Source organism: Streptomyces sp. NPDC058326 (assembly GCF_042879855.1).
GTDB lineage: Bacteria > Actinomycetota > Actinomycetes > Streptomycetales > Streptomycetaceae > Streptomyces.
Map to the genome: position 1 here is coordinate 204,874 of NZ_JBHVZO010000007.1, position 13,199 is coordinate 218,072.

Consider the following 13,199-nt stretch of genomic DNA (forward strand, 5'->3'; position numbering starts at 1 on the left):
TGGCAGAAGTCATGGCCGTCATGGCATGGCCTTGCGGGCGGTCGCGAAGCGCGGCCGGTTGTTCAGGTCCGGGTGGTCGGCGGCGTCGGCCCAGCCGGCCTCCTCGTTGAAGATCCACGGGACCTGCCCGCCCTGGGTGTCCGCGTGCTCGATGACGACGAGGCCGCCGGGACGCAGCAGACGGTGGGCGGTGCGCTCGATGCCGCGGATGGTGTCGAGGCCGTCCTCGCCGGAGAAGAGGGCCATCTCCGGGTCGTGGTCGCGGGCCTCGGGCGCCACGTACTCCCACTCGGTGAGCGGGATGTACGGCGGATTGGAGATGACCAGGTCGACCTGGCCGTCCAGCTCCGGGAGGGCGCTCAGCGCGTCGCCCTGGTGGACGGTGACGCGGGAGCCCTCGGCGTTCTTGCGGGTCCAGACGAGGGCGTCGTCGGAGAGCTCGACGGCGTGCACGCGCGAGCGCGGCACCTCCTGGGCCATGGCGAGGGCGATGGCCCCGGAGCCGGTGCAGAGGTCGACGATGAGGGGTTCGACGACGTCCATGGCGCGTACGGCGTCTATGGCCCAGCCGACGACCGACTCGGTCTCCGGGCGGGGCACGAAGACACCGGGGCCGACCTGGAGCTCCAGGTAGCGGAAGAACGCCCGTCCGGTGATGTGCTGGAGCGGTTCGCGGGCCTCGCGGCGGGCGACCGTCTCCCAGTAGCGGGCGTCGAAGTCGACGTCCTTGACGTTGTGCAGCTCCCCCCGCTTCACGCCGTGCACGAACGCGGCGAGCTCCTCGGCGTCGAAACGCGGTGAGGGAACGCCGGCGTCGGCCAGCCGCTGGGTGGCCTGGGCCACCTCGGCAAGCAGCAGGTTCACGCTGGTCCTCCGTGGTGCGGGGGGGGTGGGGCTGGGAAACGTACGCCGCTGCTTACGCCGCTGCGAGCTTGGCTGCCGAGTCGGCGTCGACGCATGCCTGGATCATGGCGTCCAGGTCGCCGTCGAGCACCTGGTCCAGGTTGTACGCCTTGAAGCCGACGCGGTGGTCCGAGATCCGGTTCTCCGGGAAGTTGTACGTACGGATCTTCTCGGACCGGTCGACCGTGCGGACCTGGCTGCGGCGGGCGTCGGCGGCCTTGGACTCGGCCTCCTCCTGCGCGGCGGCGAGCAGCCGGGACCGCAGGATGCGCATGGCCTGCTCCTTGTTCTGGAGCTGGCTCTTCTCGTTCTGGCAGGAGGCGACGATACCGGTCGGCAGGTGGGTGATGCGGACGGCGGAGTCGGTGGTGTTGACCGACTGGCCGCCGGGGCCGGACGAGCGGTAGACGTCGATGCGCAGGTCGTTGGCGTGGACCTCGACCTCGACCTCCTCGGCCTCGGGCGTGACGAGCACGCCGGCGGCGGAGGTGTGGATACGGCCGGCGGACTCGGTCGCGGGGACGCGCTGCACGCGGTGCACCCCGCCCTCGTACTTGAGGCGGGCCCAGACGCCCTGGCCGGGCTCGGTGGCGCCGTTGCCGCCCTTGGTCTTCACGGCGACCTGGACGTCCTTGTAGCCGCCCAGCTCGGACTCGGTGGCGTCGATGATCTCGGTCTTCCAGCCGACGCGCTCGGCGTACCGGAGGTACATGCGGAGCAGGTCGCCGGCGAAGAGGGCGGACTCGTCGCCGCCCGCGCCCGCCTTGATCTCCAGGATGACGTCCTTGTCGTCGCTCGGGTCGCGCGGGACGAGGAGCAGGCGGAGCTTGTCGGTGAGCTCCTCCCGGTCCTTCTCCAGCTGCTTGACCTCGGCGGCGAAGTCGGGGTCGTCGTGCGCGAACTCGCGGGCGGTCTCGATGTCGTCACCGGTCCGCTTCCAGGCCCGGTAGGTCGCGACGATCGGGGTCAGCTCGGCGTAGCGCTTGTTCAGCTTGCGCGCGTTGGCCTGATCGGCGTGGACCGAGGGGTCCGCGAGCTTCGTCTCCAGGCCGGCGTGCTCGCCGACCAGTTCCTCGACCGCCTCGAACATCGGGGGGCTCCTGGTCTTTTCGTCAGTTGCTGCTCAGTTGCTACGGGGACGGCAAAGCGCCGGTCCCGGTCACCCGCGCGGGGCGACCGTGGACCGGCGCAGGGGCTCGCTACTTCGCGGCGGAGCCGGCCTTGCCGAAGCGGGCCTCGAAGCGGGCCACGCGGCCGCCGGTGTCGAGGATCTTCTGCTTGCCCGTGTAGAACGGGTGGCACTCGGAGCAGACCTCGGCACGGATGGTGCCCTCGGTCAGCGTGCTCCGGGTGGTGAACGACGCGCCACAGGTGCAGCTGACCTGGGTCTCGACGTACTCGGGGTGAATCTCGCGCTTCAAGGTGTCTCCTAGTTTCGGGAGGGCTCCGGGTCGCTTCCGCGGGTTGCGGTGAGCGTGAACCGGGGCCGACGTACCAGTCTGCCAGGACCGGCCGTATCTCCCAAAACCGGGGTCGGGCCGGAAGTATTCCGGGCGTGCTCCTGGAGGGCCCGCGGGCTACTTCACGAGTCCGTCGGCCTTCCCGGTGGCGGCGTCCTTCGTCGCCGACGCGGGGATCGGCCGGTCGTTCTTGATGGCCGTCCAGACCTGTCGGGCCTCGGCTTCCAGGGGGATGACGCGGTTGGGGTCGCGCGGGTCGTACTCGACGGGCAGGGTGACCATGTGGACGTTCTGGGCGCCGATGCCGGAGAGGCCCTTCGCGAAGCCCATCAGCTCCTGGACGGAGTCGAGTTCGGAGTCGGGGGTGACGGCCTTGGTGGCGGCGTCGGCGAGGCCGAGGAGCTTCTTCGGATCGGTGAGGACGCCGACGTCCTTGACCTGCTCGATGAAGGCCTTCATGAAGGCCTGCTGGAGCTGGATGCGGCCGAGGTCGCTGCCGTCGCCGACGCTCTTGCGGGTGCGGACGAGGCCGAGGGACTGCTCGCCGTCGAGGGTGTGGGTGCCCGGTGCGAGGTCGAGGTGACTCTTGTCGTCCTTGATGGCCCGGGTGGTGGTGATCTCCACCCCGCCGAGTTCGTCGATGAGCTTCTTGAAGCCGGTGAAGTCGACCTCGATGTAGTGGTCCATGCGGATGCCGGACATCGCCTCGACCGTCTTGACCGCGCAGGCGGGGCCGCCGGCCTCGTACGCGGTGTTGAACATGGCCCTCCGCTCGCCGGCGACGGTGGCGCCCTGGCCTCCGGTGCAGGAGGGCCGGTCGACGAGGGTGTCGCGGGGTATGGAGACCACGCTCGCCTTCTTGTGGCCCTCGTGGACGTGGACGACCATCGCGGTGTCGGAGCGGGCGCCGCCCTCGTCCTTGCCGTAGGCGTCGTTGTCGCCGGAGCGTGAGTCGGAGCCGAGGACGAGGATGTCCATGGAGCCGTCGTCGATGTCGTCGGGGCGGTCGGTGCCCAGCTGGGCGTTGATGTCGACGCCCTCGATGTTGCCGTCGAGCTTGACGTACACGTAGCCCAGTCCGGCGCCGCCGAGGACGAGGACCGCGGCGGCCCCGGCGCCCAGGATCGCGAGTCCCCGGCCGCGCCTGTCGCGCGGCTTGCGGCGATGGCCGCTTCCCGCGCCGGGTATTCGGCCGCGCCTGCTCTGTTCGGTCATCGTCATCCCTCGGGCCCTCGGTTCACCATGTGTGACGGCGAAGCACCCGAAAGGGTTGCATACGGACCTGTGAGGTTTGGCCGGACACAGCACCGGACACAGCACCGCGCCCACCGTGCGGGCACGGTGGGCGCAGTGGTTCACGCAGGTCACGACGGGGTTACGGGCCCGGGGCCCGGCTCTCGTCGTGTGACGCGGGTCTCACGTCAGTCGTTGTTGGACGCACCAGGCGTGGTCTTCTGGATCTGGAGCAGGAACTCGCCGTTCGACTTCGTCTGCTTCATCTTGTCGAGCAGCAGCTCGATCGCCTGCTGCTGGTCGAGCGCGTGCAGCACGCGACGCAGCTTCCAGGTGACCGCGAGCTCGTCGGCGCCGAGCAGGATCTCTTCCTTGCGCGTACCCGAGGCGTCGACGTCGACGGCCGGGAAGATGCGCTTGTCGGCGAGCTTCCGGTCGAGCTTGAGCTCCATGTTGCCGGTGCCCTTGAACTCCTCGAAGATCACCTCGTCCATGCGCGAACCGGTGTCGACCAGCGCGGTCGCGAGGATGGTCAGCGAACCGCCGTCCTCGATGTTGCGCGCGGCACCGAAGAAGCGCTTCGGCGGGTAGAGCGCGGTCGAGTCGACACCACCGGACAGGATGCGGCCGGAGGCCGGCGCCGCGAGGTTGTACGCGCGGCCCAGGCGGGTGATCGAGTCGAGCAGGACGACCACGTCGTGACCCAGCTCCACGAGACGCTTGGCGCGCTCGATGGCCAGCTCGGCGACGGTGGTGTGGTCCTCGGCCGGACGGTCGAAGGTCGAGGAGATGACCTCGCCCTTGACCGACCGCTGCATGTCGGTGACCTCTTCCGGACGCTCGTCGACCAGGACGACCATCAGGTGGCACTCGGGGTTGTTGGTGGTGATCGCGTTGGCGACCGCCTGCATGATCATGGTCTTGCCGGTCTTCGGCGGGGCCACGATCAGACCGCGCTGGCCCTTGCCGATCGGCGACACGAGGTCGATGATCCGCGTGGTCAGCACGCCCGGGTCGGTCTCCAGACGGAGCCGGTCCTGCGGGTACAGCGGGGTGAGCTTGTTGAACTCGGGGCGGCCGCGGCCGGAGTCGGCGGCCATGCCGTTCGCGGAGTCCAGGCGGACCAGCGCGTTGAACTTCTCGCGGCGCTCGCCCTCCTTCGGCTGCCGCACGGCGCCGGTGACGTGGTCACCCTTGCGCAGACCGTTCTTGCGGACCTGGGCGAGGGAGACGTACACGTCGTTCGGACCGGGCAGGTAGCCGGAGGTCCGGATGAACGCGTAGTTGTCGAGGATGTCCAGGATGCCCGCGACGGGGATCAGGACGTCGTCGTCCGCGACCTGCGGCTCGCCGGCCTGGAAGTCGTCACGGCCGCGCCGGCCACGACGGTCGCGGTAACGGCCGCGGCGCCCGCGGCGGCCGCCCTCACCGTCGTCGTAGTCGTCCTGCGGACCGGCCTGCTGGCCGCCCTGCTGACCCTGGCCCTGGAGCGGCTGGCCCTGGCCCTGGCCGCCCTGGCGCTGACGCTGGCCGCCCTGGCCGCCGCCCTGCTGCTCGTCGCCCTTGCCACGGTCGCGCTGACGGTCACGGCGGTCACGGCGCTCGCCGCGCTCCCCGCGGTCGCCCCGCTCGCCACGGTCACGGCGGCCACGGCCCTCGGCGCCGTCGACGGCGGCCTCGGCCTTGGTGTCGGTCCCCGCGTCGGCCTTGGGCTCGGTACGGGTCTCGGTGCGCGCCTCGGTCTTGACGATCTGGGCGGCCTCGGCCTTGACCTCGCCCTCCGGCGAACCGGCGGGGGCGGTGGCCCGGCGACGACGGCGCTCACCGGCCGGCTGGTCGTCCGACGCCGGCTGGCCCGGGATGTCGATCTGCTGCTGGGCGACGGCCTTCTCGGCCTTCTCGGCCTTGGGCTCCGCGGCCTCGGCGGCGGTCTCGCCCGTACGGGTCTTGGAGGTGGCGCGGCGCTTCGGCTTGGTCTCGGCGGCGTCGGCGGTCTTGGCGGGGGCGGCGGAGCCCCCTCCGGCCTGCGCCTCCTTGATGACCTCGATCAGCTGGCTCTTGCGCATCCGCGCGGTGCCCCTGATGCCGAGGCCGGACGCGACCTGCTGCAGCTCGGCCAGGACCATGCCGTCGAGGCCGGTGCCGGAGCGGCGGCGCCGTGCGGTGCCGCCGGTGGCGGCGGGCGCGGCGGCGTCGACACTGCTGTCGGCAGTCACGCCCATCAGATCGGTGGTGTCGCTCACGAAGGGTCCTTCCCTGGAGCGGACGTCGGCCATCTGGCTCGGCGACCGGTTGTGCTGTCCGGCAGCGGTCCCGTGTGGGTGGACCGTGTCCGGGGCGGTGGTCCCGCCGGGTACGGCGGAGAGAGAACGTGCTGTGGGTCCGGCCCGAGCGCCCCCTGCTCGGCCCTCACTGCGGAAGAGCGAGGGGTGTCGTGCCGGTTCCGGAGCGTGCTCGAAACTGCACAGGCAGGCTGCTCAGGCAGTTGGGGAGGCTCCCGGAAGAATCGGTGGTCCCTGATGGGGACACTCAGCACCGCGCCACAAAGGCGCCGGGTGCTGACTTGAGGTTAACACTACCGGCTCCAACAAACATTCCCCCTCTCCCTCACCGGCAATCTCCTGTCCGGACGCTGCCCGGCGTCCGGCCGCCGTGCGCCTAGGGCGCCAGCGGAAGGACGCTCGCTCCGGACGCGTCGAGGTCGAGCCGGTTGGCGGCCCAGCCCTCGCCCGCCAGTCGGGCGACCTTGTCTGCCGTCCCGTGTTCGGCCAGCGCGAGGACCGTGGGGCCCGCGCCGGAGATGACCGCGGGGACGCCGTCCGCCCGCAGCCGGTTCACCAGGGCGATGCTCTCCGGCATCGCGGGAGCCCGGTACTCCTGGTGCAGCCGGTCCTCGGTGGCCGCGAGCAGCAGCTCGGGGCGGCGGGTCAGGGCCTCGACGAGGAGGGCGGCGCGCCCGGCGTTGGCGGCGGCGTCCACGTGCGGGACGGTGCGCGGGAGGAGGCCGCGGGCGGTCTCGGTGAGGACCGGCTTTCCGGGGACGAAAACCACCGGAACGATGGAATCCGAGGGATCCATCCTGATCGCCCGCGCGGCACCGGACTCGGTCCAGGCGAGCGTGAATCCGCCGAGCAGACAGGCGGCGACGTTGTCGGGGTGACCCTCGATCTCGGTGGCCAGCTCCAGGAGGGCGGCCTCGTCGAGCCTGGCGTCCCCGCCTATGGTCACGGCGCGGGCGGCGACGATGCCGGCGCAGATGGCGGCGGAGGAGGAGCCGAGGCCGCGGCCGTGCGGGATGCGGTTGGCGCAGACGACCTCGAGGCCGCGCGGCTGTCCGCCGAGCAGGTCGAAGGCCGTGCGCAGGGAGCGTACGAGCAGGTGGCTCTCGTCGCGCGGGAGCGTCTCGGCACCCTCGCCGGCGATGTCGACGTGCAGCCCGGAGTCGGCGACACGGACGACGACGTCGTCGTAGAGGCCCAGCGACAGGCCGAAGGCGTCGAAGCCCGGACCGAGATTGGCGCTGGTGGCGGGGACGCGCACCCGTACGGCGGCGGCGCGGAACGCTGGACCGGCCATCGCTCGATGACTCTCCTTGATTGCGACAACGGGTAGTTCAAGAGAAGTACACGGGAACCCGGGGGCCGTTTCGGCCACGGAGGCGACAACGGCAACGACACCGCGCATATGCGTCGGGGCGGGTTCGGTACAGCCTATCGAAGGAAGGTTCTGCCGCGACATAGGGCGCACAGGAGGCGCACGATGCGTGTCGCGAGCCAACCTGTGCGCCTATGTACGTTCCTGATCGGGTTTCGATCAGTGCGTTTCCCTGGGCAGGGGGGTGGGATCAGGCCAGGCCGAGGCGCTCGGCGGCGGCCGCCGCGTCGACCGGGACGGTGACCGGCTGCGGCGCGCCGGCGACGGCCCAGTCGGGGTCCTTGAGCCCGTTGCCGGTGACCGTGCAGACGATCCGCTGGCCCGGGTCGACCTTGCCCTGCTCGGCGGCCTTCAGCAGGCCGGCGACGGAAGCGGCCGAAGCGGGCTCCACGAAGACGCCCTCCTGCGCCGCCAACAGGCGGTAGGCGCGCAGGATCTCACGGTCCGTCACCTCGTCGATGAAGCCGCCCGACTCGTCGCGCGCGGCGATCGCGTAGTCCCACGAGGCCGGGTTGCCGATCCGGATCGCGGTGGCGATCGTCGACGGGTCCTTGACGACCTCGCCGCGCACCAGCGGGGCCGAACCGGAGGCCTGGAAGCCCCACATGCGCGGCCGGTGCGTGGAGACGGCGTCGGCGGCGTACTCGGAGTACCCCTTCCAGTACGCCGTGATGTTGCCGGCGTTGCCGACGGGCAGGACGTGGATGTCGGGCGCGTCGCCGAGCATGTCGACGATCTCGAACGCGGCGGTCTTCTGGCCCTCGATGCGGACCGGGTTGACCGAATTGACCAGCGCCACCGGGTAGTTCTCGGAGAGGCCGCGGGCCAGCGTCAGACAGTCGTCGAAGTTGCCGTCGACCTGGAGGATCTTCGCGCCGTGGACGAGGGCCTGGCCCATCTTGCCGAGCGCGATCTTGCCCTGCGGCACAAGGACGGCGCAGACCATCCCGGCGCGTACCGCGTACGCGGCGGCGGAGGCGGAGGTGTTGCCGGTGGAGGCGCAGATGACGGCCTGCGCGCCCTCCTCCTTGGCCCGGGTGATGGCCATGGTCATGCCCCGGTCCTTGAAGGAGCCGGTGGGGTTGGCGCCCTCGACCTTGAGGTGCACCTCGCAGCCCGTGCGCTCGGAGAGGACCTGAGCGGGAACGAGCGGCGTACCGCCCTCACGGAGCGTGACGACCGGCGTCGTGTCCGTGACCGGAAGGCGGTCCCGGTACTCCTCGATGATGCCGCGCCACTGGTGGGTGCCCTTGCTGGTCATGGGTCCTTACTCCCCTTCAACACGCATGATGCTGGCGACACCGCGCACGGTGTCGAGCTTGCGCAGCGCCTCGACGGTCCCGGAGAGGGCGGCGTCGGGCGCGCGGTGGGTGACGACGACGAGGGAGGCCTCGCCGTCCTTTCCCTGCTGGCGGACGGTGTCGATCGACACCCCGTGCTCGGCGAAGACCGTCGCGACCTGGGCGAGGACGCCCGGCTTGTCGGCCACGTCGAGGCTGATGTGGTACCGCGTCACGACCTCGCCCATGGAGCTCACGGGCAGCTGGGTGTACGCGGACTCGCCGGGGCCGTTGGCCTCGTTGAGCTTGTTGCGGCAGACGGCGACGAGGTCGCCGAGGACGGCGGACGCGGTCGGAGAGCCGCCGGCGCCGGGGCCGTAGAACATGAGCTGCCCGGCGGCCTCCGCCTCGACGAAGACCGCGTTGTACGCCTCGCGGACGGAGGCGAGCGGGTGGCTGAGCGGGATCATCGCGGGGTGCACGCGCGCGGTGACGGATCCGCCGTCGGCGGCCCGCTCGCAGATGGCGAGCAGCTTGATGGTGCAGCCCATCTGCTTCGCGGAGGCGAAGTCGGCGGCGGTGACCTCGGTCATGCCCTCGCGGTACACGTCGTCGAGGCGCACGCGCGTGTGGAAGGCGATCCCCGAGAGGATGGCGGCCTTGGCGGCGGCGTCGAAGCCCTCGACGTCGGCGGTCGGGTCGGCCTCGGCGTACCCGAGGGCGGTGGCCTCGTCGAGCGCCTCGGAGTAGCCGGCGCCGGACGAGTCCATCTTGTCGAGGATGAAGTTCGTCGTGCCGTTGACGATGCCCATCACACGGTTGATCTTGTCGCCGGCGAGGGACTCGCGCAGCGGCCGGATGAGCGGGATGGCACCCGCGACGGCGGCCTCGTAGTAGAGGTCCTGCCCGTGCTGCTGGGCGGCGGCGTAGAGGCTCGCGCCGTCCTGGGCGAGCAGCGCCTTGTTCGCGGAGACGACGGAGGCGCCGTGCTCGAAGGCGGTGGTGATGAGGGTGCGGGCCGGCTCGACCCCGCCGATGACCTCGACGACGACGTCGATGTCCCCCCGTTTGACCAGGGCGGTGGCGTCGGTGGTGATCAGCTCCGCGGGGATGCCCTCGCGGACCCTGTCCGGGCGGCGGACCGCCACGCCGGCGAGCTCGACCGGGGCGCCGATGCGCGCGGCGAGGTCGTCGGCGTGCGTCGTCATGATGCGCGCCACCTCTGAGCCGACCACTCCACAGCCCAGCAGCGCCACCTTCAGCGGACGCGTACGCATCATCCGACCTCTTTCCGTCCTGCTTCGTATCTCTACGTTCGTATCTCTACGGTTCTACGGTTCTCTGCGGTGGAACCAGTCTCACTCACCGGACGGGCGTTTCCGCCCGTTGTCCGGATCCTGAGACGTCTATTTCATCACTCGACTATTTCATCATCCGACGTCGAGGCGCAGGAGATCTTCCTCCGTCTCGCGGCGGACGATCACCCGCGCCTCGCCGTCCCTGACGGCGACGACGGGCGGCCGGAGCGCGTGGTTGTAGTTGCTGGCCATGGAGCGGCAGTACGCGCCGGTGGCGGGCACGGCGATGAGGTCGCCGGGCGCCAGGTCCGAGGGCAGGAAGGCATCCCGTACGACGATGTCACCGCTCTCGCAGTGCTTGCCGACGACCCGGGACAGCATCGGCGCGGCGTCGCTGGTCCGCGAGACGAGGCTCACGCTGTACTCGGCGTCGTAGAGAGCGGTGCGGATGTTGTCCGACATGCCGCCGTCGACGCTCACGTACGTCCGCAGCCCTTCGAGCGGCTTGACGGTGCCGACCCGGTAGAGCGTGAACGCGGTCGGCCCGACGATCGCGCGGCCGGGCTCGACCGAGATGCGCGGAGTGGCGAGACCCGCGGCCTCGCACTCCCGCGTCACGATCTCGCCGAGCGCCTTCGCGATCTCGTGCGGCTCGCGCGGGTCGTCCTCGGAGGTGTACGCGATGCCGAGGCCGCCGCCGAGGTCGATCTCGGGCAGCTCGACGCCGTGCTCGTCACGCACCTCGGCGAGCAGCTGGACGACGCGGCGGGCGGACACCTCGAAGCCGGCCATGTCGAAGATCTGGGACCCGATGTGCGAGTGGATCCCGATGAGTTCGAGCCCATCGAGCCGGAGGGCACGGCGCACGGCCTCCGCGGCCTGCCCGCCGGCCAGGGCGATGCCGAACTTCTGGTCCTCGTGCGCGGTGGCGATGAACTCGTGCGTGTGTGCCTCGACGCCGACGGTCACCCGGATCTGTACGCGCTGGCGCCGGCCGAGGGACTGGGCGATGTGGGCGACGCGGACGATCTCCTGGAAGGAGTCGAGGACGATCCGTCCGACGCCGGCCTCGACGGCCGTACGGATCTCCTCCTCGCTCTTGTTGTTGCCGTGGAAGGCGATGCGCTCGGCGGGCATGCCGGCGGAGAGAGCGGTGGTGAGCTCGCCGCCGGAGCAGACGTCGAGGTTCAGCCCCTCCTCCTTGAGCCAGCGCACGACGGCACGGGAGAGGAACGCCTTGCCCGCGTAGAACACGTCGGCGTCCGCGCCGAAGGCATCGGCCCAGGCGCGGCAGCGGGCGCGGAAGTCGCTCTCGTCGAGGAAGTAGGCGGGGGTGCCGAACTCCTCGGCGAGGTCGGTCACGCTCAGGCCACCGACGGTGGCCGCCCCCCGCTCGTCCCTGGCGACGGTCCGGGACCACACCTTCGGGTCGAGGACGTTGAGGTCGGCGGCCGGCGCGGTGTAGTGGCCCTCGGGAAGGACGTCGGCGTGGCGGGGCCCTGCGGGGTGGGCGGAACGGCTCATGTCTGCTCTTCTGCTCTCTCAGATCCGATCGGGTGCGCTGATGCCGAGCACGGAGAGGCCACCGGCGAGCACCGTCCCGGCGGCTTCGGCGAGCGCGAGCCGGGAGCGGTGGGCGGCCGAGGGTTTCTCGTCGCCGAGCGGCAGAACGGTGTGCTGGAACGCGAGCAGCGCGTCGGCGGTGGCTTCCAGGTGCCGGGCGACCCGGTCGGGGGCGCGGTGGCGGGCGGCGGCGAGGAGGACGACGGGGTGGTCGCCGAGGGCGCCGAGAAGTGCGGGGGCGTCGACGGGGGTCTCGTACCGGGGTGCGAACCCCAGCTGCTCGCCGTTGACGAGCAGCCGCCGCACCCGCGCGTACGCGTACCGGACACGGAAGAGAGGGTTGCGCTCGTGCTGGACGAGGAGCGGCGGCCCGTCGAGGGGCCGGTCCTGGGGCGCGGGCCGGAGGAGGGCCCAGCGGGCGGCGTCGACGCCGAGGGCTTCGGGCTCGTACGCCCCGGGCCGTACGTGGATCCGCCCGGCGCCGCCGAACCCGGCTTCGGCCCCCTGCGTGCGGAGGAGCCGGACGACGGTCTCCGTGACGAGGGCGGCGCGCGGCTCCGCGGGGGCGGCGAAGCGGACGGTGGTCCCGGCGAGGGCGGTGCCGCTCCCGTACCCGGATCCGGCGGCGAGGACCGCGGACACGAGCTCGCCGCCGGCGTCCCGCCGGAGGCTGAAGTTCAGGAACCCCGGGCCGGTGATCTCGACGCCCCGGAGCCCGGGAGCGCCACGGAGCCGCTCCTCCAGGATCCCCGCGACATCGAGGGCGGTGCGCCCGGCGGACCGGGCGAGGGTGAGGGCGATGTTGCTGGCGTACTCGCCGGCGCCGCCGGGACGGGCCCGCTCGACCTTCACGAACGGCGGCACGTCGACCCGCAGCGCACCGTCGTCGACCGCACGGCGCACGGCGTGCAGCACGGTGAGGGAGAGGTCCGCGGGGGTCACGGGTCAAGCCTAGGGGAGGAGGGGGGTCGGAAAGCGAACCGGTTTCGCCATACGGGCAAACGGGAGGGCGGGGGGGCGTGACACCCGGTCCGTGAGAGCTCGGTGTACGCGCTCGGTGCATGAGCTAAGCGCACGAGCTCGATGCATGAGCTCAGCGCACGCGCTCGGTGCATGAGCTCAGCGCATCCGCTCAGCACACGAGCTCAGCGCAGCTGCTGAGCGCACAAGCTCAGTGCACCTGCCCGGCGCCTAGTCCGGTGCGCCCGTTCAGTGCACCCCGGGCGCGCTTCCGGCACGTCGGGTCCCCTGATCCTGCCGCTCCTCGGCCGCGGCCGGTTCCTCTCCCCCGTCGGTCCCGGCCGCCTCCGGCCGCTCCCGCCGCTCGCGGTGCATCAGCTGACGGACCACGCGGACGAGCTCGGCGGGCTCGAAGGGCTTGGCGAGGAACGCGTCGACCCGGGGCGCGACCCCGTCGGCGACCTCGTGCTCACCGCAGGCGCTGATGATCGCGACCGGCAGATCACTGGTGCGCGGATCGGCACGTAGCCGCTCGGCCGTCTTGATCCCGTCCAACCGGGGCATGACGACGTCCAGGGTGACGACATCAGGACGAACCCGATGCACGACATCCAGACACTCGGCACCATCGGCCGCGGTCACGACCTCGAACCCCTCGAGTTCGAGATTGACCCTGATCAACTGCCGGATCACCTTGTTGTCATCGACAACGAGCACCCGACCGGACACCCCTGACACACGAACGAGAGTAGGGCGCCCCGAACGGCTGCGTCCGGGTTTTACCCACTTCTGACCCGTGCGGGGGACCCGACCCCCGGTGACGCCCCGGAAATACCTGTTCACAGCCA

11 protein-coding genes are annotated in these 13,199 nt (G+C 71.3%); all 11 read right to left on the bottom strand.

The window, feature by feature from the left end; translation table 11 throughout:
- Positions 1–18 precede the first annotated feature (18 nt).
- Complete coding sequence (gene prmC / locus ACFVYX_RS16190) at positions 19–864, bottom strand: peptide chain release factor N(5)-glutamine methyltransferase (protein WP_158990488.1); 846 nt, start codon at positions 862–864, stop codon at positions 19–21.
- Positions 865–916: 52 nt separating this feature from the next.
- Complete coding sequence (gene prfA, locus ACFVYX_RS16195; protein ID WP_389681998.1) at positions 917–1,993, bottom strand: peptide chain release factor 1; 1,077 nt, start codon at positions 1,991–1,993, stop codon at positions 917–919.
- Between the two features lie 109 nt (positions 1,994–2,102).
- Positions 2,103–2,324, bottom strand: a complete 222-nt coding sequence (gene rpmE, locus ACFVYX_RS16200) for a 50S ribosomal protein L31 (protein ID WP_030210647.1) — start codon at positions 2,322–2,324, stop codon at positions 2,103–2,105.
- 156 nt (positions 2,325–2,480) lie between these two features.
- Positions 2,481–3,578 carry an LCP family protein gene (locus ACFVYX_RS16205; RefSeq protein ID WP_389681999.1) on the bottom strand — a complete coding sequence of 366 codons (1,098 nt, stop codon included), beginning with the start codon at positions 3,576–3,578 and terminating at the stop codon, positions 2,481–2,483.
- Positions 3,579–3,784: 206 nt separating this feature from the next.
- Positions 3,785–5,839: a transcription termination factor Rho gene (gene rho, locus ACFVYX_RS16210; protein ID WP_389682000.1), complete on the bottom strand. Its 2,055-nt coding sequence runs from the start codon at positions 5,837–5,839 to the stop codon at positions 3,785–3,787.
- 415 nt (positions 5,840–6,254) lie between these two features.
- Entirely contained in the window at positions 6,255–7,172 is a 918-nt protein-coding gene (gene thrB / locus ACFVYX_RS16215) for a homoserine kinase (protein WP_015036193.1), read from the bottom strand.
- 268 nt (positions 7,173–7,440) lie between these two features.
- Positions 7,441–8,511 carry a threonine synthase gene (gene thrC / locus ACFVYX_RS16220; RefSeq protein ID WP_389682001.1) on the bottom strand — a complete coding sequence of 357 codons (1,071 nt, stop codon included), beginning with the start codon at positions 8,509–8,511 and terminating at the stop codon, positions 7,441–7,443.
- A gap of 6 nt (positions 8,512–8,517) precedes the next feature.
- Positions 8,518–9,810 carry a homoserine dehydrogenase gene (locus tag ACFVYX_RS16225; RefSeq protein WP_389682002.1) on the bottom strand — a complete coding sequence of 431 codons (1,293 nt, stop codon included), beginning with the start codon at positions 9,808–9,810 and terminating at the stop codon, positions 8,518–8,520.
- Positions 9,811–9,960: 150 nt separating this feature from the next.
- A complete protein-coding gene (lysA, locus tag ACFVYX_RS16230; protein ID WP_389682003.1) occupies positions 9,961–11,352 on the bottom strand; it encodes a diaminopimelate decarboxylase in 1,392 nt (463 codons plus the stop codon).
- Between the two features lie 18 nt (positions 11,353–11,370).
- The gene (gene nrtL / locus ACFVYX_RS16235; RefSeq protein WP_389682004.1) at positions 11,371–12,333 is read right to left on the bottom strand and encodes an ArgS-related anticodon-binding protein NrtL; all 963 of its coding nucleotides are present in this window, start codon (positions 12,331–12,333) and stop codon (positions 11,371–11,373) included.
- A gap of 267 nt (positions 12,334–12,600) precedes the next feature.
- A complete protein-coding gene (locus ACFVYX_RS16240) occupies positions 12,601–13,089 on the bottom strand; it encodes a response regulator (RefSeq protein ID WP_389682005.1) in 489 nt (162 codons plus the stop codon).
- Positions 13,090–13,199 lie beyond the last annotated feature (110 nt).

Coding starts and splice junctions, on each gene's coding strand:
- prfA (WP_389681998.1), bottom strand. CDS start 1,993: ATGTTCGAGGCGGTCGAGGAACTGGTCGGCGAGCACGCCGGCCTGGAG.
- ACFVYX_RS16205 (WP_389681999.1), bottom strand. CDS start 3,578: ATGACCGAACAGAGCAGGCGCGGCCGAATACCCGGCGCGGGAAGCGGC.
- thrB (WP_015036193.1), bottom strand. CDS start 7,172: ATGGCCGGTCCAGCGTTCCGCGCCGCCGCCGTACGGGTGCGCGTCCCC.
- thrC (WP_389682001.1), bottom strand. CDS start 8,511: ATGACCAGCAAGGGCACCCACCAGTGGCGCGGCATCATCGAGGAGTAC.
- ACFVYX_RS16225 (WP_389682002.1), bottom strand. CDS start 9,810: ATGATGCGTACGCGTCCGCTGAAGGTGGCGCTGCTGGGCTGTGGAGTG.
- lysA (WP_389682003.1), bottom strand. CDS start 11,352: ATGAGCCGTTCCGCCCACCCCGCAGGGCCCCGCCACGCCGACGTCCTT.